We start from the raw sequence: 26205 nt of genomic DNA, 5'->3' as shown, positions 1-26205 counted from the left end.
GTTATGGATTCCACTTGTTGGAGAGCGCGGGCCGCACGGTTTTCAGGTCCGGCTGGTTTTCGAGAAAGTCGTCCGGGTAGTAGCCGAAACTGGTGGCGCCCTGACGCTTGAGGCGGCCCATCCAGTCGGCCAACTGCCCGCCGTCGATGTCGGCGTCTTTATTTTTCGTCCAGTCGCGTGCCTGCAATTCGAACACCGTGCGATTGAGTGCGCCGGGGCGCGATTTGACCGTCGCCACCAACGATTCGAGCCAGGGGCCGGATTGTTTGTGGCTCTGTTTTTCCATCAACGGCATGGCCATCGGCGCCGTCCAGTCGTAGGCGCCCAGGAAGTCGTCGAGGTTCTGCGCGAACCAGGCTTCGCTCTCGGGGTTGAGCATCGGCTCGGCGAAAATATTGCGCGCCGTCTGCACTTGCGGGCCGCGAATGGCGCGGACCTTGGCGGTCAGCTCGTGTGTGAAATCGATCAGGTAGCGGCTCTTGAACCGTGTCCAGCGTTGCAGGGTGGCCGGATCGTCGCGCAGGGCGGCAATCGAACCGGACAGACCGTTGGCGGCATAGACCTTCAGGGCTTCGGGGCCGGCGTCTTCGAAGTCCGACAACACCGCGTCATCGTGATAGAGGATGCCGTCGACCGAGGTCAGGCGTGCCACGTCTTCGTAGATTTCACCGATGATGCGCCGCACCTCCGGATCGAATGGCGACAAACGCTTGTACTGGTCCGGATCGATCGACGTGGTGCCGGTTTTCGGGTCCCAGCGAGTGACGCGTGGCAGCTTCGAATCCAGGGCAAAACTCAGCACCGGCATCCAGGCATAGACTTTGACATGAGCCCGAGTGCGCAACTGCCAGGCCACGCGGTCGAAAATATCGGCACGCATCGGCAGGTGACGGTTGGGGAAGTACAGCGAATGCACCAGGCCATCGCCCGCAGGGTCGGCGAAGGCTTGCAGGAACACCGTGTTGGCGCCCATGTCGGCCATGCGCTGGACCAGTCTGCCGAGGTTGATTTCCTGTTGGGCCGGGTCCGGGTCGTAAACGTTGTCCAGATCCACATGCACCACGCGCATCGGCGACTCGGACTGCACCGAGACGATGCTGTTGGCGAAGTGTTCGCCATCCGGGTCCGAGGCCACCAAAAAGCGCGGGCTGCTCATCAGATTGTCGAGGGCATCGAGGCCGTCGTCCAGGGTCAGGGCCATCTGATAACCCTGTTCGTTGATCACGTGCAGCGAGGTGCCATCCGCAGTGCCGTACGGCCAGACCCAGACCCGCGGCTTGTAACCGGTGACCTTGCGGATCTTCTCCGAAATGGCCGTCACGTCGGCACGCATCCGGGCCTGAAATTGGGCTTCGGTTTCATAGCGGCCGGTAGCGGCGTCATAGCGCCGCGTTGCAGCCGCCGGTTGCAGGTTGCCTTGCGGGTTGGCCAGCACGCCTTTGTGGCTGGCATCGGTGTGGGCAGCGATTTCCACCAGGCCGGATCGTGAAATCTCGCGGATCTGCTCCCAGGTCAGGAAGTCCGAACGCTTGCGCGGTGTACCGGCGAAGTCCACAGGCTGGTTCAGCGGTGTATCGATCCACACCCCGACCGGCGCCAGCAAGGCGTGCCAGTTATAGGCACGCAGCACTGGCAACACACGGGTGTAGAAGCTCGAATAACCGTCGTCGAAACTCAGCAGAATCGCCCGGGGCGGCAGCTCCGGGCCACCCTTGCGAGCCGCCATGATCTGGTCGACCGTGACCGGCTTGTAGTTGTTCTCCCGTAGCCACGCCAGTTGCTCGATCATGCGCTCGGTGCGCACAGCCACCACCGCCTGATCGGGGTCACGATCTTCGACATCGTGGTAAGCGATCCCGAGTACATGATTTTTTGGCCACGGCTTTTCATTGGCCGGCACCGGGCGTTCGGACGGCGGCGCGAAGGCTGGGGCTTGCTGGGCGCAGGCGCTGATCAGCAGCACTCCGAGCAGAAGGATGAATCGCGAAATAAAAGGCATCTTCAAACTCTTCTAGAAGCGGTAAGTGAGGTCGACGAGCAGGCGCAGATCGGTTTCGCGGTCGCCGTCATAAGGCCGGTTGATCACGCTCAGCAGGCCGCCCACCTCGAATACGTCGTTCCAGCTGTAGCGCTGGCCGTAACCCAGCAGGCCGACGCCGCCGGTGCCGTGATCACGCTGGCTATAGGTGCCCGCACCGGCCAGGAACTGCTGGCTCCAGGAGGTTTCGTAGCGGTGATAGAGCACGTGGTTGACGTTCACCGTTGGCAGCACGCTGAAGTCGGATTTGGGGTTGAAGTACGGTACGTCGCTGGAGTTGGAGTTATGGCTGGTGCCGACCTCCAGGCCGAGGTCGACCTGCAGCCCCGGCGCGCGATAAACACCCTCGCGACCGGTGAGCAAGGCTTCGACACGGTTGTTGCCGTCGCTGAAGTGCGAGGGGCTGACCGACAGTTTCCACTCACGGCTCTCATTGGCGCGCCAACGGATGAAACCACTGCCGCCGTTGGCGGTGATGTCGCTGTTCAAGGCCCGCAACGGCGTTTGCGCCGACAGGTATTCGAGGCTGCCGCCGTACTGCCAGTGATCGTCGATGTCTCGGGCAATCGCCAGGCGCGCGCCCTGTTTGTCACCGAAGCCGTAGGAATGGTTGGAGATTTCCGCTTCCAGGCTCATGTCGCGAGTCCGGCGTTCGAGGCCGACGCGCTGGAAACGATGGTGGCCAGTGCCTTCCTGGAAGTCGCCAGTGGCGTAGCCGGCACCGGCGAACACGCGCCAGTCTTCATCGATGGGCGGGCTGTACAACGTGGTTTCGATGCCGAAATCGCGACTGCCGTTGACCGCCCCGACGTTGTCGTTGCCACCGCCATAAGTCTTGCCGCCGTAGGCTTGCACCCGCAACTCGGCCATGTCATGGACTTCACGCTGACGCTGTAAACGTTGCACCTGACGGCTGTCGGGAAAACGCGCGACCACATCGTCGGTCAGCGCATCCATCTGCCGCCATTCCTGCAGATCCATGGCGGTGTGGCCTTGAGCAATTTCCAGCCCGATGTCTCGTGGGGCCATGCTCTCGACTTCCTTGAGCTGATTCTCGGCGCGCCGTGGCCAGTCCCGGGCCAGGTACAGATCGGCCTGGGCCAGACGCAGGCCGAGATTGCCCGGGGCCTGATCCACCAGCGTCTGCAAACCCTGCTCACCCGACGGCAAATCGGCGCCATAGGTGCCGGCCTGGGCGGCGAGTTGCTGCGCGTCCATCCATTCATCGTTGGGATTGCCCGTCGGCAAGCCCTTGAGCTCGATTCGCGGTTTCTGGGTCTTGGCCGCGTCTTCGGCGACCTGACGTGCTTCATCAGCTTTGTCGCTTTCGAGCAAGGCGTAATAGAGCGCGGTGCTGTCCTCCAGACGGTCGCCAACATCGGCATCCGGCGCCACCAGTACCTGGCGATACAAATCGGTGGCGATTTCCGGCTGACGTTGGTCCAGATAGGACGACGCTACCCAACGCAGGGCGTAAGTCGGAACCTTCACACCTTCGGCGATCAGCTTCTGGTATTCAGTGATCACATCGGCCGTGCGCGCACGGGCCTTGAGGGCGCCCATGCGGTCGATTCGCCAGCGGATGACGTCATCGTGGGCCGCAGGATCCGGCGTCCAGGTCGCCAGCAACTGGTCGTAATCGGCCAACGCCCGATCGGCGATCACATACCGTTCTTTTTCGCTGCGGGTAGCCAGTTCAGCCAGACGCACGCGTTCTGCGGCCAGGTCACCTTCGAGGCGTCGCAGCGTGACCGGATCCAGCAACCCCGGCCGCTGGCGAGCCAGGCGCAAGGCCGGCTCCGGCAAACGGGCGCGTTGCAGGGCAATCACGTATTCGCGAGCGACTTCGGGTTTACTGCCAGCGCGAATGAACGCCTGGTCGTATTCAAACAGTGCGTCGTAGGTGGCACCGGCACGGGTCAAAGCGTAGGCCAGCGCCAGACGGCGGGAAGGATCATCCGGTTTCGCCGCCACCAGCGCCCTGGCGCGGGCAACCGCCTCGTCAGGTTTACCGGCGTCGGCCTGGGTCATTGCCAGGCCTAACTGAAGGTCGGGATTTTGCGGCTCAAGGGCCAGGGCCTTGTTGTACACCTGAGTCGCCGAGTCCCAGCGCTTGAGGTTGCGATAGGCGCGCGCGGTGGCGGTCAGGGCCTGAACCGGCAACGCCCGATTGTGTCCCTGGGTTTCATAGACCTGAACCACTTCGGCGTCCAGGCCGGCCCAGCTGGCGATCTGTAAATGATCACTGATCTGCCCGGTGGTGGCCTGGTTGACCGGCACCTGGCGCAACACGGTCAGCGCAGGCGTGTAGTTGCCGGCTCGTGCATCGCGAACCATCTGGTCGTAGGGGGTGTCGGCGAACGCGAACATCGGCCACAGCAACTGGCCGCACAGTGCTACGCGAAACAAGGGGCGCAAACCACGATGAATAAAAGGACCAGCAATACGCGGCATTCGTCAGCATCCTTACATGGTCAGCCGGGTCGCAATGTCCCTTGCCCATTCGTAACGTAAAGCCAGGTCGAGAGACCCAGCCAAGCTTTATCGATACAGTCTTGCATGCAAGCGTAGTCGACTATTCAGAACACAATAATTATTCAGATTCGTGATGCTCGGGTCTTCTCCGATGCCAGTCAGTCAAGCGCAGTCCTTGTGGGAGCGAGCCTGCTCGCGATAGCGACGGTACATTCAGCATCAATGTTGGCTGACCCACTGCTATCGCGAGCAGGCTCGCTCCCACAAGGGCTGCGGTGCTCGTGTCTTAACCAGGCATCAGGGTCTTCTCCCCCTCACCGCCTTTCGAAACCCCAGACAGCAAAACGCCCGGCGTCTGCGTGTTGCAGAGGCCGGGCGTTGCGCTGAAACCTGCGATTTACTGGACGGTGATGTTGCCAGTGCCGCCGAGCTTGCTCATCACGAAGCCGACAAATTCCTCGACGGTCATTTTCTGGCCGTTGAATTCCACCTGATTGTTGGCGTAGTGCAGTTTGGTGACGACGTTGTTACCGTCCAGTTTCGCCAGTTGCGTACCGACCGCCATGCTGCCGAACATGTCGGCGGTTGCACTCGCCTGATCGGCGATGAGCTTGGCGTCGGTCTGACCGTCGATTTGCGACTGTACGGTAAGTACGTCAACCAGCATTGGCTTGGACACCGATACATTGAGGTCCAACAGCGCGATCAACTGCTTGACCAACTGGTCCGGCGGCAGGTCCATGGATGACGGCTTGGTCAGGTCCAGCACCAGGTTGGCGCGGCTTTCACCGTTGCTGGTGTTGAACGAGAGGTTTTCCAGGGCCACCTGCGGGCCGGCGGCCAGCAGCTTCTCAAGGCCAGTCTTGATCTGTGCCTCTTCGGCCGGGGTCAGGTTCAGCTCTGGCGCCGGTAGACCGGCGGCAGCGGCTTCAGTGGCGGCCCTCTCGTACGGTTGCAGTTTGGTCTGGTAGATCTGCATCAGCGACATCGTTGACGGGATGTCGAGGTTTTTCAGGCTCATGGCCATCCGCGCAGAACCGACAACCTTGCCGTTCAACGACACTTCACCGACCTTGTAATCGGCACGCCCCGAAGCGTTGGTGCCTGATTCCTCGGTCTGGTTCTTCATTTCAAAATTCTTGAAACCGAGTACCGATTGCTTGGGGCCAAAGGTGGTTTTGCTGTCAGTCAGCTCGAGGGTGTTGTCGCCGACGTAATAGCCGTACGTGCTTTTGGTCAGATTACTGGCCAGGGTCAAGCCGTTGAGCTCGACCTGAACCGGGGTCTGATCTTCGGCTACGGTGGTCAGCTTCAGGCTGTCCATGTAGCCGTCGGCCTTGACCTTTTGCGCCTGGGCGCTGGCGGCCACGTCGAGTTTCAACCCGGAAAACGTCAGGCTGGATTTGTCGTCCAGTGCAGCTTGCAGCGGCAGAAATTCGAGGGTGCCCTTGGTGGAGTTGTCGTAGCCGATGTTGACCACGCCTTTGACCGGGGAATTGTCCTTGGCCGCAGCGAACCACTTCTCGGTCAGCGGGGTCTTCTCCAGCTCGTAGTGACTGGTGGCCAGGACCGGCAACCACTTCAGCGACACCAGACGCGAGAATGGCAACGGGCCGTGTTCGATGTGGTCGACGAACAGCATCTCCATCGGCGCTTCACCAAACATCTCGCCCTCGCCCTTGAGGCGGTAGTGCGCGGTACTGCTGAACACATGGCGCTCCAGCGAGACCAGCTCCAGCGACGCTGTGCCATTGGAACCTGCCAGCGCGGCTTGCAGCTCTTTGTTGGCATCGGCGATCGAGCTATCCAGCACTCCACCGAGTTTGCTGCCGGTGTACCACGCACCGCCGGCACTGATTGCACCGATGGCCACAACAATTCCTAGAAGCACGCCTGCTGATTTATTCATGAAGAACCCGATCAATGTCCGTTGTTGAAAGTGTGGTCGTCTTCCCTGAACCCATGACGGGTTGCGGTCACGACTGCGCTGAAAGTGGGAGGGAGATTAGCATTTGCGCCACAGGGCGGCCCATGGATTAAAGGTGAAAGAGTGTCTATGGGAGGCTGCCAGCAAGGGTCGAGAGTTTCGGTGATCATCCGATCGCCATCGCGAGCAGGCTCGCTCCCACAGGGGAATGCATTTCAAATGTGGGAGCGAGCCTGCTCGCGATGGCGTCAGTCCCGCCAACACCGGATCAGGAATACTGGACCTCGATCTCATCAAGCTGATGATCAAAGCTTTTCAGCCGCGCAGTCCACGTATACACCAGCACTTCAAAATCCCGATTGATCACCGCCCCGCCGGTCACTTCCGAACGCGGGTCGCAGAAGTCCAGTTGATAGCGCTCACGGGCCATGGCGGTGGCGACATCGGACAGCTCTCGGGCATTGTTGAGCCAGTGCCACCCCTCGTCGGCGATTTGCTTGTCCAGCGCCAGGCATTGTTTTTTCAAGGTTTCGAGGCTTTTTTCCAGCGGCGTGCCAGTGAGTTCGCCCATGACTTCCTGGAACGTGCGCCCCGGTTGCCAGTAACTGCCCCAGAAATATCGGTCGAACACCGTTTCGACGCGACGCAACGCCACCTTGGTGTCCCAGATCAGCACCAACGTTTTGCCTTGTTCGAGTTGTCTTTTCTTGATGCGCTGGCCCTGCAGCGAGGCCCAGGCGACCACCACGATGGCCATCACGGCGATCAATGCCGCCGCGCTGTCGAGGAATATCAGCGCCTTGTCGAGCTGGTGGGCCAGCATGACGCCGTAGAAATAGGTGGCCGACAGCAAAACCAATGCTGCAATGGCGCACCAGAAGCCGGGAGCATAAGGGTTTTTCATTATTAGATCCCCATGACCAACGCAAGCCTTGATCGATGGGTTCGCCGCGCGTACCCATTAAATCAAAGCATAGCAACGGCCTCAGGGTTTGCCGGGTTGTGACCCTTGCGTTCGTCCGCTTTCCCAGCCGCCACCCAAAGCAAGGAACAAATCGATCTGGTTCATGGCGACTTGGGTGTTGGCCGAGGCCAGTTGCGCCCGGACGTCGGTGTAGGTGCGGGTGGCTTGCAGGTCGGCCAGAAACGACGCCCGGCCGGCCTGGAAGAAGCGGTGGGTCTGGTCTGCCGCCAGTTGCGCCGATTGCTCGGCGTCAGCCAACGCATCGCGACGCTGAAGCTGCGCGGAATACTGCGCCAGGCCAGTCTGAGTCTCGCGGATGGCGTTGAGCACCACCCCATCGAAATGCGCCAGCGCGCCCTGGGTCGCGGCTTCGGCCTCACGGATTCGCGCGCGGGAGCCGTTGGACGGCACAGTCCAGCTCAGCAGCGGGCCGAAGCCCCAACGATTGGTCGCCGGTTTGCCGAGGTTTTCCAGAATTCCGACCGTGCCAACGGTCGCGCCGATGCTGATGTCCGGGTACAACTCGCCGGTTGCAATGCCGATGCCGGCGGTTGCGGCCGCCAATCTGCGCTCGGCCTGCCGCACGTCGGGTCGACGCTTGAGCAGCGTGGCGCCGTCACCCACCGGCAACAATTGCGCAATCTTCGGCAGCTCGGCGCAGTCAGAGGTGCCCGCCGGCAATTGCTCGACCGGTTTGGCCAGCAGCATCGACAAGCGGAACAACCCGGCCTGACGCGCCGCTTCATAGCGTGGCAATTCGGCGCGCAAGGATTTGAATTGGGTTTGTGAACGGGTGACCTGGGTCTCATCGCCGCGCCCGGCATCGCGCAGGCGCTGGGTCAGCGTGGTGCTCTGGGCTTGCAGGTCGAGGGAATGCTGAGCAATCTCCCGCTCTTCGTTGGCCGCACAGACCTGGGTATAAGCCCGCACCACATCGGCCACCAAGGTGATGCGCGCGGTGTCCGCTGCCGCCTGAGTCGCATCGGCATTGGCTTTGGCCGCTTCGATGCCCCGCTGCAAGGTGCCGAACAGGTCGAACTGATAGGACGTGGTGATGCCGATATCACCGACGTTGGCCACCGGCACTTTATCCGCCAGCAAGAACGCTTCGCCGGACTCCTGCAAACGCTGGGCGCCAGCTTTCACGCCGCCGCTCCAACCACCCGCCGCCTGCGCTTCGTCGACTTGAGCGCGAGCCCGCGAAAGATTCGCCGCCGCCACCCGCAAATCGGTGTTGGAAGCCATGGCCTGCTGCACCAATTGGTCCAGTCGCGGGTCCTGATACAGCCGCCACCAATCGCTGGGCACCGGTGCCGAGACGACATTCTTGCCGTTCACCGCCAGGTCGCCCTGAAAGTCGTCACGGTGCACGGCGGCCTCGTCCGGCAAATGATAATCCGGCCCGACCACCTGACAGGCCGACAGCAGCAGCCCTAACCCGGCCACCGCCAAACCCGAGGCCCTGCTCATTGCGCCGGCTCCCGGGTTTGATCGTCGATGATCGACACCGTGGCCGTACGGCCGGCAATCATGCGGAAGTCCGCCGGCACGTCGTCGAAGGCGATTCGTACCGGGATCCGCTGGGCCAGCCGCACCCAGCTGAACGCCGGATTGACGTTGGGCAACAGGTTGCTGCCGCTGCTGCGATCGCGGTCTTCGATGCCGGCGACAATACTTTCCACGTGCCCGCGCAGCCGAGCGCGGTCGCCGACAACCCGAATATCGACGCCTTGGCCGACATGAATGCCATCCAGCTTGGTCTCTTCGAAATAACCATCGATGTGGAAGGAATTACTGTCCACCACCGACAACACCGGCCGCCCGGCAGTAACGAACTCCTGGGAACGCGGCGCACGGTCGTTGACGTAACCATCCACCGGGCTGCGGATCAGCGAGCGGTCGAGGTTGAGCTGGGCGCTGTCCACCGTCACCTGCGCTTCCATCAACGCCACTTCGGCGCGGGCCACACGGGACTGGCTTTCCTCCAGTTGTTCGGCCGGGACCAGATTGCCGAGGCCACGGTTACGCTTGGCCTCGCGTTGAGCCTGGGCGAGGGTTTCCTGGCGATCGGCGACAGCGGCTTTGGCCTGACGCAGGGCCAGTTTGAAACGGTCCTGATCGATGCTGAACAGCACCTGGCCGCGTTTCACCCATTGGTTGTCGCGCACTTCCACTTGCTGAATCAGCCCCGATACGTCCGGGGCGATCTGCACAATGTCGGCGCGGATGTGGCCGTCCCGGGTCCAGGGCGCGAACATGTAATACATGACCATGCGCCAGACCACGACAACGGCGAAGGTCACGATCAACAGCGTCAGGACCACGCGGCCGAGAGTCAAAAAAGGTTTTTTCATGTCATCAGGTATCGACTGAGTGAGTCCACGGCGCCGAGGAGCAAGGCGTAGAGACCCACGTTGAACAATGCCCGGTGCCAGACCAGACGGTAAAAGTGCAGGCGCGTCAGCAACCCGTGCACCAACAGGTACAACACGTAGGTAATGCCCATCAGCACCAGCAGCGTGGGCAGGAACACCCCGCTGATATCCAGATCACCGATCATAAAGGCGCTCCATCGATGCCATGGGGAAGCGGTTCTTCAAGCTCGCCCGCGCCGACGAATTCCACACCCGGCAGCAAGGCCAGGCGCAAGCCGCTCAGGGCGTGCAGCAAATGCAGACGGGCGCCCTCATCACACTCGGGGTCGAGGGCGCGACGGGTGCGGTCGAGGGTCATCAGCAACGGGCTCGGGGCTGGCAAGCGTTCGCCCGCCTTGAGGCACGCCTTGAAGTACTCGCCGACTTCGTCCACCACTTGCTGCAGCAGCACTTGCGGCACGCCCGCCACACGCGGCGTATAGGCCAGAAGGTCGAGCAGATTCAACGCCACGCGTACTTCCCGCAGGGCGATCCCGGTGTCCTGGCCGGTCATGGCCAGCCGCGGCAAGTGCTGCATCAGGCGATCGAGGATCTGCACGCCCAACTGCCGGTGTTCGGCCAGCGTGGCTGGCTCGGTCAGGCTGACGATGTCACGCCAGCTGAAACGGGTCAGGCGCTTGGCCGCCAGTTCCGCGCCGAATGGCCGGGCGATCAGGGTCCAGATGAACGCGAACAGCAAGCCCATGGGCCCGGCCAGATTGGAGTTGGCGAAGCTGAGGAAATCCGCGTCGTAGGCCCCCTGAATGCTGATGAAGGACGACGTGTTGACGATGGTCAGCAACATGCCCAGGTAGAAACGCGGCTGCACCGTCAGGGTGCCGACGCAGATGAACGGGATGGCGAATGCCAGCACCAGCATCGGAAAGTCATGCAGGTTCGGCAGGATCAGAAACAGATAAAGGCTGGCGAACAGCACCGACATCGCGGTCCAGAAAAAGAACCGGTAGATTTGCGGCGCCGGGTCGTCCATCGAAGCGAAAAAACTGCACGCCACCGCCGCCAAAATCACCGCGCTGCCGCCGTCGGTCCAGCCGAGCAGAATCCACAGCACCGAGGCGACAATAATGGCGGAGACCGTGGACGCGGCCGAGTAGAGCATCAACCCACGGTCGAGAAACGGCGACAACCGACCGAGGCGCCAGTGCCGATACACCGCACGCCAACTCTCCTGGCTCTCGCACTGAATGGCGTATTGCAGGCTGCGGCAGTCTTGCCACAGATCGATCCATTCGCCGAGCCGATACAGGGCGTTGGAGAACAACAACTGCTTGCGATCATCCAGCGCCTCGGCACTCGGTTGCAGCGCTTCGAGCTGGTTTTTCAGGGCCTGCCAGCGGTCGAGATCAGCATCTTTGTGGTCGAGCCATTCGGTGGTCGCGGTCAGCAGTGGCGCGAACTTATCCACAAGCTCGGGCGTGCGTCGCTCGAGGGCGTAAAGCGCGTCGTCGAGGGCGTCGATCACCGGCAACAGATGGATCATTCGCCCGCGCAGTTCCTTGGTATTACGCACCGTCTGCGGTCGCGCGCCCTCGTGGGGCAACTGGCCGATCATCAATTCCAGGCTGTTGAAGTTCGCCACCATCGATGAACGCAGGGCGCTGACTTCCTCCGGCAGCACGTTACGGCTGAGGAAGCGCAGGCTGTAGGTCGAGGCATCGGCAAACCATTTGTTCACCGAATCGTTGAACACCGGCGCCAGCCGCCGTGGCCAGAACATCGCGCCGACCACTGCCGCACAGGCGATACCGAGAAAGATCTCTTCGGTGCGCGCCTCGGCCACATCCCACACCGCCAGCGGATTATCCACCACCGGCAGGGCGATCAGCGGCAAGGTGTAACCGGCGAGCATCAAGGCGTAGCTGTTGGCGGTGCGCAAGTGCAAGGACAGGAACAGCAGAATCCCGGTCCACAGTGCGATGACCACCACCAGCACATAAGGGCTCTGCACAAACATCGGCACGAAAAAAACCGCTGCCGCCGCGCCGAGCAAAGTGCCAACGGCGCGGTACAACGCCTTGGCGCTGGTGGGGCCTACGAACGGGCTGGAAACGATGTACACCGTCGCCATCGCCCAATACGGACGGGGCATTTGCATTAGCATGGCGATGTACAACGCGATCATCGATGCCGCGAACGTGCGCACACCATAGAACCAGTCCCGCGCCGGGGGGACGCCGGTGAAAAATCCGCTCAAGGGTGCGCCACCGCTGGATGATTGGCCGCTTCGAAAGCTCTCAGTACCCGCAGTGCCGCTTCCAGATCACTCGGGGCGATCCCTTCGAGCACTTCATGGCGCAAACGCACCAATTCGACTTCGACCGCCTGCACCAGCTCGCGACCGGTCTCGGTCAGGCTCAGACACTTGGCGCGGCGGTCATGGACGTCTTCGGTGCGGCAGACGTAACCGGCATGGCACAGCTGATCCAGCAAACGCACCAGAGACGGACTCTCCATCCCCGCCGCTTGCGCGACCGTCACCTGCCGCACACCCTCGCCCAAACGCCCGATCATCAACAACGGAACGGCGCAGGCTTCGGAGATTCCATAGTTGACCAGCGTGGTCTGGCAGATCTTGCGCCAATGCCTGGCGGCCACCACCATGGAGCTGCTGATGTTCATCTGGAGAGCGGCGAGGTTTTTTGGCATGGGGGAATGCACATACTGTTAGTTTGCTAACTATCAATATGGCATTGGAGGGGAAAGTTGGTCAAGTTTTGAAACAATTCGCAGGCTGGCAAATGTGTTTTCACAGGTCCTCAAGACTGATTGGTTCGCCAGTTTCCTGATTGCGAGCGCGTATGAGAGTTGCAAGATCGACATCATCCAGGCGGTCCAGCATCGCTTCATAGAGATCCGCCGAAACCAGATACGCCCTGATTCGATTGTTATCCACTACCGCGACTGGCGCGGCTTGTGTATCCCGCAAGACAGCACCGACGTTTTTAGCAACCTCGGAGATGCTGATGATTCTTTCGGCCAAAACATACTGCATGGGTCAGTCTCATCTTTGGATTTGTCGCCATGGAAGCTACTTCAACCAAGTTAATAAGACCCAGAAGAAACCTGTGACGAGGTTTTTCGTTTACACCCCCCGCCCCTTCCTCAGCATTACATCCAGCTGATCCACCACCTCCGCCCAATCCGCATCATCCAGAATCTCCTCACGCAGCAGCTCTGCCTGGCTCTCGCTCCAGAAGAACGCGTCCGCCAGGTGCAGTTCGGGTTTGAGCGGTGAATGGGTCGCGATGAATTTATCAATGCTTTCGGCGTCATCGGGCAGGCCGAGTTGTTTGAACAAGGACGAGAGACTGTGGGTAGGGGATTCCATGTCGGGTTCCTTTGTTTGATTGGGCGACAGTGTCGCGGCCATTCGCGGGCAAGCCTCGCTCCTACAGGGGCGAGGTTTGCCCGCGATGACGGCGGTTATGTCGATGCTATGCCGACAGACTCAACTCACACACCTCGGCATGCGGCACCATTTTCAAGAATTCCGGCACGCTCATGTGTACCAGGTTGTTGTGGTTGCCGGCTTCGAGGTAGATGTCTTGCTGCCGGGTCAGCAGTGGGTCGATGACCATGTCCAGCCCGTAGGATTCGCCCAGTGCAGGCACGGCGCCGCGTTCGCAGTCGTCGAACAGGTGCGGCAGGTTGCTCTCCCGGGTGACTTGCCATTCATTGCTGCCACGAACTTTGCTCAGGTCCAGGTGACGGCTGGCAGGCAGCACGGCCATTAAATAGTGACCGTGATGGTCGTCAAGGATGACCGATTTGGCGACCCGTTCGGCAGGGATGCCCGCCAGCCGAGCCGTTTCAAGGCTACTGGCCGAGTGCGGGTGGGAAACGATGTCATATTCGCAGTGCGCCTTTTCCAGGCTGTTCTGCACGGTTTTTGCCATACGCATGATGCACCTCGGTATCCGCAGCAATGAATCGCGGACGATGGTTAGCTTTTTTGTCTCCCTTAAAAGTCTAGGCCCACTGGCGGGGAGCGGCTGGAAATCCGCCCGTCGGACGCTGTCGACAACGGGTCAAAATTCATACAGCTGCAGCCTCAACTAGACTTGTATACAGGGCCATGAACGGCTCGCGGACGGACGACTCTCCCGGAGGGTCAAGTGAACATTCGTTGCTGTGCAATTGCCTTGCTGTTGGCCCTGAGCGGGCCGGTTTTCGCAGCGGACACCGTTGTAGTGCTGGTTCCCGACCCCATCGGGATCTGGCTGATCACCTTTGGCATCGCATTTATGATCGCCGAGGCGGCCTTGCCCAATTTCGGCGTGGTCGGTTTGGGCGGGATTGTGATGTTCGTAATCGGCGCGGTAATTCTGACCAATACCCAAGTGCCTGTTCCCTTGATCATCGGCTTGGGGCTGCTCAGCGCACTGCTGCTGATTTTCCTGCTGATCCGCGCCTTGAAAACCCGACCGCGCCGCAACTTCAGCGGCGATGCCGAATTGCTGGGCAGCGTGACACCGATAACGTCGTTGCAGGCTGGTAATGCTTATATCGGCTGGGTGCACCTGCAAGGCGAACAATGGCAAGTAATGAGCGCGACGCCGCTGCAACCGGGACAGCAGGTCCGGGTGGTGGCACGCAAGGGTCTACTGCTGAAAGTGGCCGCGGCTGACGCGGCGCCGGGTGGAGAATAGTCATGGGCCTGCAACTGGGTTTTGCCGCGCTGCTGTTATTGATGATTGCACTGGCGGGGTCGACCTTCCGCATCCTGCGCGAATACGAACGCGGCGTGGTGTTCCAGCTCGGACGCTTCTGGCAGGTCAAGGGGCCAGGCCTGATCCTGCTGATTCCGGCGGTTCAACAAATGGTTCGTGTCGACCTGCGGACCGTGGTGCTCGACATACCGCCGCAAGACGTGATCACCCGCGACAACGTCTCGGTCAAGGTCAATGCGGTGCTGTATTTCCGCGTGCTCGATCCGCAAAAGGCGATCATTCAGGTCGAAGACTTTCTCATGGCCACCAGCCAACTGGCCCAGACCACGTTGCGGGCGGTGCTCGGTAAACATGAACTCGATGAATTGCTGGCCGAACGGGAGCGGCTGAACGTCGACGTCCAGCAAGTGCTCGATGCTCAAACCGATGCCTGGGGCATCAAGGTGGCCACCGTCGAGATCAAGCACGTGGACCTCAACGAATCGATGATTCGCGCCATCGCCAAACAGGCCGAGGCCGAACGGGAACGTCGGGCCAAGGTGATCCACGCCGAAGGCGAATTGCAGGCCTCGGAGAAACTCATGCAGGCGGCCGAAATGCTCGGCCGCCAGCCAGGGGCCATGCAGTTACGTTACATGCAGACGCTGAGTTCGATTGCCGGGGACAAGAGTTCGACCATCGTCTTTCCGCTGCCGATCGAATTGCTCAAGGGGATGGCGGATTTGTCGTCAAAACCCTGAGGCATTAATCTGCCGGCCCAAAAGATCGCAGCCTTCGGCAGCGCCTACAAAAGCTCGGGGTATACCTGTAGGCGCTGCCGAAGGCTGCGATCTTTTTCCAATGCCTCATAAGGCTCCCGCGCCCAGTGTTCCACCCGATCACGAAGCAGCATCGTGGCTTCACGACGTTTGTCATCGCTATCGTCGATAAACACCTGCGACGGCTGCTTGGCATGTTGCCCCACCGCTGCAAACACCTGCCTGCGCTGCTCGATATCCAACGCAAAGAACGCGGCCAACCGCCCTGCCATGGCCTGCGGCAGTTCGCTGTAATTCACCGCCAGGCCGCCAAGTGCCTGGCATTGCGCCAATCCTGACGCCAGCAACCGCCCCAATCGTCGCGCGATGAAATCCTCACGGCTACTGAACGCAAACTCGTCATCCAACACGCTCGCCCCAATCATCCCCGGCACCATGTGCATGCCCGGACGACGCAGATGCGAGACAGCGATTTCCAGCGGATCGCGATAAAGAAACAACCACGGCGTTTCAGGAAAACACTCGTGCAATAACGGCAGTTCACCGATGTTCCAGGCATCGAGTTTGATCACCAGTCGTTGCTCCACGCCGAGCCGACGTTGCCCGTAGGCAGACAGCAACCCTTTGATGGCGTCATGGCGCTCGACGGCGGGTAAATCACTGCGCAGCAACGCATCCAGCGGCGGTGGCTCGCTGATGACGATGTGGTTGTCGAGTTGTGCCAGCATCTGGCTGATCAGGGTCGAGCCGCAGCGGGAGGCGTGAAAGATAAAGGCGCTCGGCATCAGCCCGGGGCTGCAAATCTGCCAGTCGGTGAGGACCGACAATGAGGTTTTCCGGCGAAACGCCTGATTGAACGGCAGCCGTAGCGCATCGTCCACCGCATCACGAAAAAACGGCTGATGCAGTCGCGTGTCACCAAACCAGCACCAGTCGACTTGCCACTGCCCGGCCTCTTGCCACACGCGGATCGGCAACCAGCCTTCGAGGTTCAGGCGCTCCATTGCTCATTCCATTGGCGACGACCGTCGCGCATCGCTGCGCGCAGGTCTTCGCGGGTGAACGCAAGTCCGCGCTCGGCGGCCAGCTCCAGGGTACGGGCGATAAAGGCTTCGTTGTCCTGCACACCCTGCAAGGACTTGCACAGCTGCGGATCGCTGGCCACCAACGCCTGGAACTGCGCAAAAGTGTCCTGACCGGGTTTCGGCAACGGTGTGGTTGCCAGTCCGTCGATAATCGCCTGCTCGAGCCAGGCACCGGGCCGGCAGTCGAGCACCAGATGAATCCGTGCCCGGGTATCGCGGTTGTCCACGCGATGGGGCCGCGACAGGTCGAGAAACCAGCATTCGCCAGCAGCCAGCGGCATGCGCTGGCCGTCCAGCAGAAAGTCCACTTGGGGTGGGCTGAGCAGCGGGATATGCAGGCGCAAATCAGCGTCCGGTTCACCCAGGTCATAGTCGCGATGTTCGTGGATGCGTCCGCCCGGACCGAGCCGCAGCAGACGCGCGCAGACGATTTCCAGCGACAGATCCCGCAGCCCTTGCTGCCATCGAACATCTCGCAGCCAGGGCGCACGCAAAAGAGGCTCACCGCGACCGGGCGCCAGTTCAGTCAAGGCATCGGCCGCGGAAATCAGCGCCACGCCACTCCAGTCGCCCGCGTAGTAAGCGCTATTGAAGTGACCGTGCCAGTCGTCCTCGCCAATGGCCGCCAGCGCCTGCAGCAGCAACGGTAAATCCACCGCCGCCGGCAACCGGGAGAAGGCCGGCCGACTCATCGTTTCGGCAGTACCGCGCATTCGCCGAGCCAGGTCAGCAAACGGTCGAGACAGGCCTCGACCGACTGCGCGCCCGTGTCGAGCACCAGCGAGGCACACGGCGGTGGTTCGTAAGGCGCGGAGACACCGGTAAACCCCGCCAACTCACCCCGTCGCGCCCGGGCGTAATGACCTTTGGGATCACGCTGTTCACATACCGCCAACGAGGCGCTGCACCAGACTTCGCGGTAATCCTCGCCCAACCGCCGGGCGAACAATTCGCGCAACTCCACCAAGGGCGCGATCATCGCGAGGATGACAATCTGCCCGTTCTCGACCAACAGCGCCGCGAGTTCGCTGGCGCGGCGGATGTTTTCCAGGCGATCGCTGTCGGTAAACCCCAGATCGCGATTGAGCCCCACCCGCAGTCCATCACCATCGAGCACCACACTCTGCACACCGTGCTCGAACAACTCGGCGTGCAGTGCCTGGGCCAAGGTCGACTTGCCCGCGGCCGGTAGACCGGTCAGCAGAATCGCCGTGCCGCGATGGCCGTTGCGGGCCTCGCGTTGGGCGCGGCTGATGCTGGCCGTCGGCGCCAGCAGGTTATCGGGCCGGGGCATGGGTCACCGGCACTGAGATGTCGCCCGCCGCCCACGCCTCTTCGCGATTGGCCAGGGCCGTGGCGATGGACTGGACTTCGGTCGATTGCACTTCGTCCGGCAGCGGATCGAGACCGGCGCTGGCGAAGATTTGCCCGTAAGCATTGCGCAGATCGGCGTAGGACAGGTCGCGACGCAGATCAGCCTGCAACGTGTTCAGTTCGCCCTGGATCAGGTCCAGTTCGCCCAATCCAGCCGCCTGATAGCGGTTGCGCAGTTGGCCGACGATTTGCCCGTCGATGTTCGACAATTGCTGATTGGTCTTGAACTGCCGCATCGCCTCGCGATAGTTAGCGTTGGCCACGTAGAGCTGCGCCAGTACCGCAATCGACATCGCCTGTCGGCGCGCCGTGGCGACTTCTTCGCCGGCCTTGGCCACGTCGATCGCGGCCGGTGCGGAAATCACGTTGAACAGGTTCCAGGTGACCTTCACACCATAGTCAGCCCAACCCTGCTCCACCAAAAACGAGTTGCTGTCGTAATGCCCGCCAGCGGAAAACTCCAGCCCCGGCAGCAGGCGCAGCATGGCTTTTCGGGTTTCGGCGGCGCTGATGCGGGTCTGGTAATCCTGCTCACGCAACTCTGGCCGGCTGGTCAGGGCTTCCTGTTCCAGGCTGGCGAGGTCGATTTTGAGCTCAGGGATGACGTAATCGTCCTGGGTCGCCAGTTTCAGGTCGGTGCCCATCGGCAGATTGATCAGGGTGGCCAGTTCGGTTTTCGCCAGCGACAACGCCCGGCGCTGTTCTTCCAGTTGACGGGTCGCTTCGATCAGTGAGCGTTGATAACCCAACGACTGAATCGGATCGCCAATACGCTGCTCGCTCATGCTCTGGCTATTGCCCCGCGCGGCTTCGACCCGGGCCATGAGGCTGTCGATCTGTTTGAGCAAACGTTCGGCGGCCATGGCTCGCCAATAGGCCGAGCGTACGTCCTGAACGATGGTGTTGATCACCTTGCGCCGACGCTCCTGAACGATCAGCCGCTGATCGCCCTGCTGCTTGGCGCTGATGTAACTGACACCAAAATCGAGCACGTTCCAGACCATGGTCAGGTCCGCCACGTCACGGTCGCGGTCCTGGGAGGTCGACGGTTCCAGAGACTGGGTGCCGGTGCGCACACTCTGGCTACTGGAGGCGTTGACGTTGTTACGCCCCACGTATCCGGCATCGAGCGCCATGCGCGGCAGCATGTCGAAACTGGCGAGGTCGAGTTGGCGCTTGGCCAGGGCCTCTTCCATGATCTTGAGCCGGCCTTCAAGGTTGTATTTCACCGCGCGGGCCATCGCCTGGTGCAGCGTCAACGGGCCACTGAGGGGCTCCTGCCCCTTGTACATGTTTTGCAGATCGCTTCTGGCGCGCTGTTGGCTGACGCTGCGTTCGATCGGTTCACTGGTGACTGCACATCCGCTGATCGCCAGCGCCAGCAGGCTGGCGCCGAACAACTTCTGTCTTCTTTTCATCCTTGGATTGCCCCCGGGTGCCGCACTGCTTTAAAGGTTTTTTCAGGCCTGCATTTCGTTGATGCCGACCTGGCGCAAAGCCGCGGCCAGGCTTTCCACCTGCCGCTGCTCGGTGTCTTTGAATTGTTGTAATTGCTGGCCAAGACTCGGTGCGCCAAACACACCGCGCAGCCCTTGGGACGCATCCCCGGTCTTGATCGAATGACTGCCGAAGGTGCTCAGCGAATTCCCCTCGCTGCTGGTGTCTTGATTGAACAGATTCGTCAGCGTGCTGGTGCTGAAGACCCCGCCATCGCCCCCGCCAAAACCGAGGAAGCCGTGGCCTGAGCCATCGCCACCGTTTTCACTGCTGCCAAATACCTGCGCAATAAAGCTGGGCGTCAGCGCCCCATGGTTCATGAAAATGTCGCCCAGAGGCCGAATCCCGTTGCCGATCACCCGTTGTTCAAACAGCGGGGTAAAGGTCAGTGGCGAGCCGAGATCGCCAGTGGGCGGAGTGAAGATGATCGGTTGCAATGGCACGTTGGGCAGATCGGGCACGGTGACAGGGTCCGTGGTCCGGAATTCCGGATCCGGCGGCACCACGACAATCGGCGATGACGGTGCGACGACCGTATTGATCGCATAGCTGTTCGATAGGCTGACACCACTGCCCGCGTTGCCCGCCGAATCGCTGACACCGGTGACGCTCAGGCTGATCGCATTGTTGCCACTGCTGACATTGGCGTTCGGCGTCAGGGTCGCGGTCCAGGTTTTACCGCCGTCGCTGCTGCTCAGACTGGACAGCGTGCCGTTCGCCACGCTGATGTCGGACAGGTCGAAACCACTCACCGCTTCGTTGAACGTGAAGGTCACCAATGAGGTCTGACCCACGCCCAGGTTCGGGTTGGCAACCACCACCGTGGCGGTTGGTCGTTCGCCATCGATGACGTAGTTGTTGGATACGGCGACGCTGGCGCCTGTGTTGCCCGCCAGGTCCGTCACATTACTGGTGTCCAGCGCAATGAAGTTGCTCGGGTCGGTGATGCCCGTCGTTGGCGTGAAGGTCGCGGTCCAGGTTTTGCCACCATCGCTGCTGGCCAGGTTGGTCAGCTCGCCATTGGTGACGCTCAGGTCCGACAAATCGAAGTCGCTGACCGCCTCGTTGAAGGTGAACGTCACCAGCGTCGTCTGGCCGATGCCCAGGTTCGGGTTGGCAACCACGATGGTGGCGGTCGGGCGGGTCGCATCAAGTGCGTAGTTATTGGAAATGGCGATGCTGCTGCCGGCATTGCCCGCAACGTCGAGCACATTGCCGGTGTCGAGCAGGATCAGGTTGGTCGCATCGTTAAGGCTCGCGGTCGGCGTGAGCGTGGCGGTCCAGGTCACACCACCGTCGCTGCTGGCCAGGGCGGACAGCACACCATTGGCGACGCTGAGGTCCGACAGGTCGAAACCGGTCACCGCTTCGCTGAAGGTAATGGTCACCGTGGTGGTTTCGCCAATGCCCAGCTTATTGTCCGCCACCACAATGGTCGCGGTCGGGCGAACGGTGTCGATCGCGTAGTTGTTGGAGTCGGTCACACCGACACCGCTGTTGCCCGACGCGTTGGTCACACCGCTGTTGTCCAGGCTGATCAGGTTGGTGGTGTCCGTCACGCTGACCGCAGGGGTGAAGGTCGCGGTCCAGGTCACGCCGCCATCGCTGGATGAAACGCTGCTGAGAGTGCCGTTGGCTACCGTCAGGTCGGCGTTGTCAAAACCGCTGACCGCCGAACTGAACGTGATGGTGACCAACGAGGTTTCACCGACCTTGAGGGCGTTGTCGGCCACCACGATGGTGGCCGTCGGCACCTCGGTTTCCACCACATAGTTGGCCGAGTTGGTGGTGCCCGCCCCGGCATTGCCGGCCACATCAGTCACACCGGTATTGGCCAGGGTGATGATGTTAGTGGCGTCGGTAATCCCGATAGTCGGGGTGAAGGTCGCGGTCCAGGTGATGCCGCCGTCGCTGCTGCTCACCGCGCTTAACGTGCCGTTGGCGATACTCAAGTCACTGTTGTCGAAACCCGTTACCGCCTCGCTGAAGGTGATGGTCACCAGCGCGGTTTCCCCCGGTTTCAGGGTCGTGTCGTTCAACACGATGGTGGCGGTCGGACGTTGGCTGTCGATGGCGTAGTTATTGGAATCGGTGGTACCGGCGCCCGTGTTGCCGGCTCCATCGATCACTCCGGTGTTGTCCAGGGTAATCAGGTTGGTCGAATCGGTGACGCTCGCCGTCGGTGTCAGGGTTGCGGTATAGGTGATGTTATCGCTGGTGCTCAGATTGCTCAGGGTACCGTTGCCCACCGTCAGGTCGGCTGTAGTAAAACCGGTCACCGCCTCGGAGAACGTGATGGTCACCACCGATGTTTGGCCCACCGCCAGCGCCGCATCAGCGACCACGATAGTGGCTGTCGGGCGCTGGGTGTCGATGGCGTAGTTGTTGGAATCGGTGGTGCCGCTACCGGCGTTGCCCGAGCCGTTTTGCACACCGCTGTTGTCCAGGGTGATCAGATTGGTCGTGTCAGTGATGCTGGCAGTCGGAGTGAAGGTGGCGGTCCAGGTGATGCCGCCGTCACTGCTGCTGACCGAGGTCAACGTGCCGTTGGCAATGGTCAGGTCGGCATTGGAGAAACCGCTGACGGCTTCGCTGAAGGTGATGGTCACCAGCGACGTTTCACCGACGCTCAATGCGTTATCGGCGACGACGATAGTGGCCGTCGGCAACACCGTATCGATGGTGTAGTTGCCGGAGTTGGTGGTGCCGCTGCCGGCGTTGCCGGCCACATCGGTCACACCGGTATTGGCCAGGGTAATGATGTTGCTCGAGTCATTCACGCCGACGGTTGGCGTGAAGGTCGCGGTCCAGGTGATGCCGCCGTCGCTGCTGCTCACCGAGGTCAAGGTGCCGTTGGCGACGCTCAGGTCGGCGTTGGTGAAACCGCTCACCGCCTCGGAGAAGGTGATGGTCACCAGCGAGGTTTCGCCCGCACTCAGGGTCGCGTCTGCCAGGACAATGGTCGCGGTGGGCCGGACTGTGTCAATGGCATAGTTGTTGGAATCGGTGGTGCCACTGCCGGCATTGCCCGCCAGGTCGGCCACGCCCGTGTTATCCAGGGTGATCAGGTTGGTCGCGTCGGTGATGCTCGCGGAGGGCGTGAAGGTCGCGGTCCAGGTGATGCCGCCGTCGCTGCTGCTGACAGAGGTCAAGGTGCCATTGGTAATGGTCAGATCCGCGTTGGTGAAACCGCTCACCGCTTCACTGAAGGTGATGGTCACCAGAGAGGTTTCGCCGATTCTCAGCGCCGTGTCCGCCACCACAATGGTGGCCGTCGGGCGCACGGTGTCGATGGCATAGTTGTTGGAATCGGTGGTGCCGCTGCCCACGTTACCAGTGGCGGAAGCCTGCACGCCGGTGTTGTCCAGGGTGATCAGGTTGGTCGTGTCGGTGATGCTGGCCGTCGGGGTGAAGGTGGCGGTCCAGGTGATGCCGCCGTCACTGCTGCTCACCGAGGTCAACGTGCCGTTGGCAATGGTCAGGTCGGCGTTGGTGAAACCGCTCACGGCCTGGTTGAAGGTGATGGTCACCAGTGACGTTTCACCGATTTTCAAAGCGTTGTCGGCCACGACAATCGTCGCGGTCGGCGGGGCGGTGTCGATGGCGTAGTTGCCCGAAGAACTGATCCCGCTGCCGGTATTGCCCGCCACATCGGCCACGCCGGTGTTGGCCAGGCTGATGACGTTGGTCGCGCTGACGATGCCTGCTGTCGGCGTGAACGTTGCGGTCCAGGTGATGCCGCCGTCACTGCTGCTCACCGAGGTCAAGGTGCCGTTGGCGACGCTCAGGTCGGCGTTGGTGAAACCGGTCACCGCCTCGGAGAAGGTGATGGTCACCAGCGAGGTTTCGCCCGCCGTCAATGCCGTATCGGCCAGTACGATGGTGGCCGTTGGGCGTAGCGTATCAATGGCGTAGTTGTTGGAATCGGTGGTGCCGCTGCCGGCGTTGCCCGCCAGGTCGGCCACGCCCGTGTTGTCCAGGGTGATCAGGTTGGTGGTGTCGGAAATGCTCGCGGAAGGTGTGAACGTCGCGGTCCAGGTGATCCCGCCGTCGCTGCTGCTCACCGAGGTCAAGGTGCCGTTGTTGATGGTCAGGTCGGCGTTGGTGAAACCGCTCACTGCTTCGGAGAAGGTGATCGTGACCAGAGAGGTTTCGCCGATTCTCAGCGCCGTGTCCGCCACCACAATGGTGGCCGTCGGGCGCACGGTGTCGATGGCATAGTTGTTGGAATCGGTGGTGCCGCTGCCCACGTTACCAGTGGCGGAAGCCTGCACGCCGGTGTTGTCCAGGGTGATCAGGTTGGTCGTGTCGGTGATGCTCGCCGTCGGGGTGAAGGTGGCGGTCCAGGTGATGCCGCCGTCACTGCTGCTGACCGACGTCAACGTGCCGTTGGCAATGGTCAGGTCGGCGTTGGTGAAACCGCTCACGGCCTGGTTGAAGGTGATGGTCACCAGTGACGTTTCACCGATTTTCAAAGCGTTGTCGGCCACGACAATCGTCGCGGTCGGCGGGGCGGTGTCGATGGCGTAGTTGCCCGAAGAACTGATCCCGCTGCCGGTATTGCCCGCCAGATCGGCCACGCCGGTGTTGGCCAGGCTGATGACGTTGGTCGCGCTGACGATGCCTGCTGTCGGCGTGAACGTTGCGGTCCAGGTGATGCCGCCGTCACTGCTGCTCACCGAGGTCAAGGTGCCGTTGGCGACGCTCAGGTCAGCGTTGGTGAAACCGGTCACCGCCTCGGAGAAGGTGATGGTCACCAGCGAGGTTTCGCCCGCCGTCAATGCCGTATCGGCCAGTACGATGGTGGCCGTTGGGCGTAGCGTGTCGATGGCGTAGTTGTTGGAATCGGTGGTGCCGCTGCCGGCGTTGCCCGCCAGGTCGGCCACGCCCGTGTTGTCCAGGGTGATCAGGTTGGTGGTGTCGTTGATACTCGCGGAAGGGGTGAAGGTGGCGGTCCAGGTGACGCCGCCGTCGCTGCTGCTGACCGAGGTCAATGTGCCGTTGGTGATGGTCAGGTCGGCGTTGGTGAAACCGCTCACTGCTTCGGAGAAGGTGATCGTGACCAGAGAGGTTTCGCCGATTCTCAGCGCCGTGTCCGCCACCACAATGGTGGCCGTCGGGCGCACGGTGTCGATGGCGTAGTTGTTGGAATCGGTGGTGCCGCTGCCGGCGTTGCCCACCAGATCGCTGACCCCGGTATTGTCCAGGGTGATCAGGTTGGTCGTGTCGGAAATGCTGGCGGTCGGAGTAAAGGTCGCCGTCCAGGTGATGCCACCGTCACTGCTGCTCACTGAAGTCAACGTACCGTTGGCAATCGTCAGGTCGGCATTGGTGAAACCGCTTACCGCTTCGGAGAAAGTGATGGTCACCAGTGAGGTTTCACCGATTTTCAGCGCATTGTCCGCCACCACGATGGTCGCGGTCGGACGGAGTGTATCGATGACATAGTTGTTGGAATCAGTAATGCCGCTGCCGAGGTTACCCGCCAGGTCGCTGACCCCGGTGTTATTCAGAGTGATCAGGTTGGTCGAGTCGTTGACGCTCGCGGAGGGCGTGAACGTCGCGGTCCAGGTGATGCCGCCATCGCTGCTGCTCACCGAGGTCAACGTGCCGTTGGCGATGGTCAGGTCGGCGTTGGTGAAACCGCTCACCGCCTCGGAGAAGGTGATGGTCACCAGTGAGGTTTCGCCCGCTGTCAGGGCAGCATCTGCCAGGACAATGGTCGCGGTGGGGCGGACTGTGTCAATGGCGTAGTTGTTGGAATCGGTGGTGCCGCTGCCGGCATTGCCCGCCAGATCGCTGACCCCGGTGTTGTCCAGGGTGATCAGGTTGGTCGCATCGGTGATGCTGGCGGTCGGGGTGAAGGTCCCCGTCCAGGTGATGCCGCCATCGCTGCTGCTCACCGAGGTCAAGGTGCCGTTGGCAATGGTCAGGTCGGCATTGGTGAGTCCGCTGACCGCTTCGTTGAAGGTGATGGTCACCAGCGACGTTTCGCCGACCTTGAGGGCCGTGTCGGTAAACACAATGCTGGCGGTTGGTCGTGCCGTATCGACGGTGTAGTTATTGGAGTTGGTGGTACCGACGCCGGCGGTGCCCAGAAGGTTTATCACCCCGGTGTTGTCCAGAGTGATGACGTTGCTCGTATCGGAAATACTGGCAGTTGGCGTGAACGTTGCCGTCCAGGTGATGCCGCCATCGCCGCTGGTTACCGCCGTCAAGGTGCCGTTGGCGATGGTCAGGTCCGCATTGGTGAAACCGGTCACGACCTCGGAGAAGGTGATGGTCACCAAGGACGTTTCGCCGATGCTCAGTGTGGTGTCGGCGACCACAATGGTCGCGGTCGGCGGCGGCGAATACGCGGTATTGAGCACACCGCCATCGTTATAGATTGTCGCGACGGAGGTCGGCGAAGTGCCGGTCGTACCCCCGCCCAGCGCAGGACCACCGGCACCACTGCCCGCGGCATTACCGGCCAGGGCCGCGAAGTTGGCTGCCGTGATCAACAGCGTGCCTTTGTTCCAGATCGCACCGACGCCCCGGCCGCCCACGCCGCCATTGCTGGCATTGCTGCCATAGCCACCACCACCGCCGCCGCCACCGCCGGCGCCAATGTTGTTGCTGATGGTCGACGTGCCGACGATGGTTATGGTGCCGCTGCTGGCGTTGTAGATCCCGCCCACCGCGTTGCCGCCAGCGCCACCCACCTTGTCCCAACCGGCCCCGCCGCCACCACCGCCAATGGAAATCGTGCCATTGGTGGCCGTCGCACCGTTACCGCCATTGCTGTAATAGGCAACGCCTATGCCGCCAGCACCGCCAGTGGTGGTACCGCCGCGACCGCCCATGTGGACGGCGTCATAACCGCCACCGTAACCACCGACACCGCCGCCGCCCGCCTGGCCGCCCAAGGTGCCGGTACCCGGCCCTGCCGAACCGCCATGCCCGCCGCCCTGGCCGCCCAAGCCGCCGCCACCACCACCGC

The 26205-nt window shown here is 61.7% G+C and carries 19 protein-coding genes; 2 read left to right on the top strand and 17 right to left on the bottom strand.

The genetic code is table 11. The annotated features are described in order from the left end of the window. Position 1: 1 nt before the first annotated feature. The 12 genes from pgaB to KGB14_RS10545 form a co-directional block, all read right to left on the bottom strand. Positions 2–1999: a poly-beta-1,6-N-acetyl-D-glucosamine N-deacetylase PgaB gene (gene pgaB, locus KGB14_RS10600; protein ID WP_223486347.1), complete on the bottom strand. Its 1998-nt coding sequence runs from the start codon at positions 1997–1999 to the stop codon at positions 2–4. Positions 2000–2011: 12 nt separating this feature from the next. Next, entirely contained in the window at positions 2012–4492 is a 2481-nt protein-coding gene (gene pgaA, locus KGB14_RS10595; protein WP_223486345.1) for a poly-beta-1,6 N-acetyl-D-glucosamine export porin PgaA, read from the bottom strand. Between the two features lie 418 nt (positions 4493–4910). After that, a complete protein-coding gene (locus tag KGB14_RS10590) occupies positions 4911–6422 on the bottom strand; it encodes a YdgA family protein (protein WP_223486343.1) in 1512 nt (503 codons plus the stop codon). Positions 6423–6708: 286 nt separating this feature from the next. After that, positions 6709–7344 carry an NADH:ubiquinone oxidoreductase subunit N gene (locus KGB14_RS10585; protein ID WP_223486341.1) on the bottom strand — a complete coding sequence of 212 codons (636 nt, stop codon included), beginning with the start codon at positions 7342–7344 and terminating at the stop codon, positions 6709–6711. A gap of 81 nt (positions 7345–7425) precedes the next feature. After that, entirely contained in the window at positions 7426–8874 is a 1449-nt protein-coding gene (locus tag KGB14_RS10580; protein ID WP_223486339.1) for an efflux transporter outer membrane subunit, read from the bottom strand. After that, the gene (locus tag KGB14_RS10575; RefSeq protein ID WP_223486337.1) at positions 8871–9758 is read right to left on the bottom strand and encodes an HlyD family secretion protein; all 888 of its coding nucleotides are present in this window, start codon (positions 9756–9758) and stop codon (positions 8871–8873) included. Before KGB14_RS10575 ends, KGB14_RS10580 begins: the two co-directional genes overlap by 4 nt. Beyond that, on the bottom strand, positions 9755–9964 hold the full coding sequence (locus KGB14_RS10570) for a DUF1656 domain-containing protein (RefSeq protein WP_030128598.1): 210 nt from the start codon (positions 9962–9964) through the stop codon (positions 9755–9757). Before KGB14_RS10570 ends, KGB14_RS10575 begins: the two co-directional genes overlap by 4 nt. Then, entirely contained in the window at positions 9961–12033 is a 2073-nt protein-coding gene (locus KGB14_RS10565; RefSeq protein ID WP_223486335.1) for an FUSC family protein, read from the bottom strand. The genes KGB14_RS10570 and KGB14_RS10565 overlap by 4 nt, the downstream gene beginning before the upstream one ends. Next, positions 12030–12458 (bottom strand): MarR family winged helix-turn-helix transcriptional regulator, encoded by a 429-nt coding sequence (locus tag KGB14_RS10560; protein WP_223486480.1) that lies wholly within the window; start codon positions 12456–12458, stop codon positions 12030–12032. Before KGB14_RS10560 ends, KGB14_RS10565 begins: the two co-directional genes overlap by 4 nt. 127 nt (positions 12459–12585) lie before the next feature. Next, positions 12586–12831 (bottom strand): type II toxin-antitoxin system Phd/YefM family antitoxin, encoded by a 246-nt coding sequence (locus KGB14_RS10555; RefSeq protein WP_223486333.1) that lies wholly within the window; start codon positions 12829–12831, stop codon positions 12586–12588. A gap of 90 nt (positions 12832–12921) precedes the next feature. Continuing rightward, positions 12922–13167 carry a DUF2789 domain-containing protein gene (locus tag KGB14_RS10550; RefSeq protein ID WP_223486331.1) on the bottom strand — a complete coding sequence of 82 codons (246 nt, stop codon included), beginning with the start codon at positions 13165–13167 and terminating at the stop codon, positions 12922–12924. 106 nt (positions 13168–13273) lie between these two features. Next, complete coding sequence (locus tag KGB14_RS10545; protein ID WP_223486329.1) at positions 13274–13741, bottom strand: aminoacyl-tRNA deacylase; 468 nt, start codon at positions 13739–13741, stop codon at positions 13274–13276. A 213-nt stretch (positions 13742–13954) separates the two neighbouring features. Between KGB14_RS10545 and KGB14_RS10540 the strand changes: the two genes are divergently transcribed. Then, positions 13955–14488, top strand: coding sequence for an NfeD family protein (locus tag KGB14_RS10540; RefSeq protein ID WP_223486327.1), 534 nt, complete (start codon positions 13955–13957; stop codon positions 14486–14488). A gap of 2 nt (positions 14489–14490) precedes the next feature. Then, positions 14491–15249: a slipin family protein gene (locus KGB14_RS10535; RefSeq protein WP_223486325.1), complete on the top strand. Its 759-nt coding sequence runs from the start codon at positions 14491–14493 to the stop codon at positions 15247–15249. Positions 15250–15293: 44 nt separating this feature from the next. Here KGB14_RS10535 and KGB14_RS10530 read toward each other — a convergent pair whose 3' ends face one another. The 5 genes from KGB14_RS10530 to KGB14_RS10510 all read right to left on the bottom strand — a co-directional run. Then, positions 15294–16271: a sulfotransferase gene (locus KGB14_RS10530; RefSeq protein ID WP_223486323.1), complete on the bottom strand. Its 978-nt coding sequence runs from the start codon at positions 16269–16271 to the stop codon at positions 15294–15296. Next, positions 16259–17044, bottom strand: a complete 786-nt coding sequence (locus KGB14_RS10525; RefSeq protein ID WP_223486478.1) for an aspartyl/asparaginyl beta-hydroxylase domain-containing protein — start codon at positions 17042–17044, stop codon at positions 16259–16261. The genes KGB14_RS10530 and KGB14_RS10525 overlap by 13 nt, the downstream gene beginning before the upstream one ends. Continuing rightward, a complete protein-coding gene (cysC, locus tag KGB14_RS10520; protein WP_223486321.1) occupies positions 17041–17646 on the bottom strand; it encodes an adenylyl-sulfate kinase in 606 nt (201 codons plus the stop codon). Before cysC ends, KGB14_RS10525 begins: the two co-directional genes overlap by 4 nt. Next, positions 17630–19144: a TolC family protein gene (locus tag KGB14_RS10515; RefSeq protein ID WP_223486319.1), complete on the bottom strand. Its 1515-nt coding sequence runs from the start codon at positions 19142–19144 to the stop codon at positions 17630–17632. Before KGB14_RS10515 ends, cysC begins: the two co-directional genes overlap by 17 nt. Before the next feature lie 42 nt (positions 19145–19186). Continuing rightward, positions 19187–26205: Ig-like domain-containing protein (locus tag KGB14_RS10510; protein ID WP_411740781.1), on the bottom strand; the 7019-nt coding region annotated here is incomplete at its 5' end.

The sequence above is a fragment of the Pseudomonas sp. A-RE-19 genome, assembly GCF_019956555.1.
Classification (GTDB): domain Bacteria; phylum Pseudomonadota; class Gammaproteobacteria; order Pseudomonadales; family Pseudomonadaceae; genus Aquipseudomonas.
The sequence above is the reverse complement of the archived record's forward strand: the minus strand, read 5'-3'. Positions and strand labels throughout refer to the sequence as shown.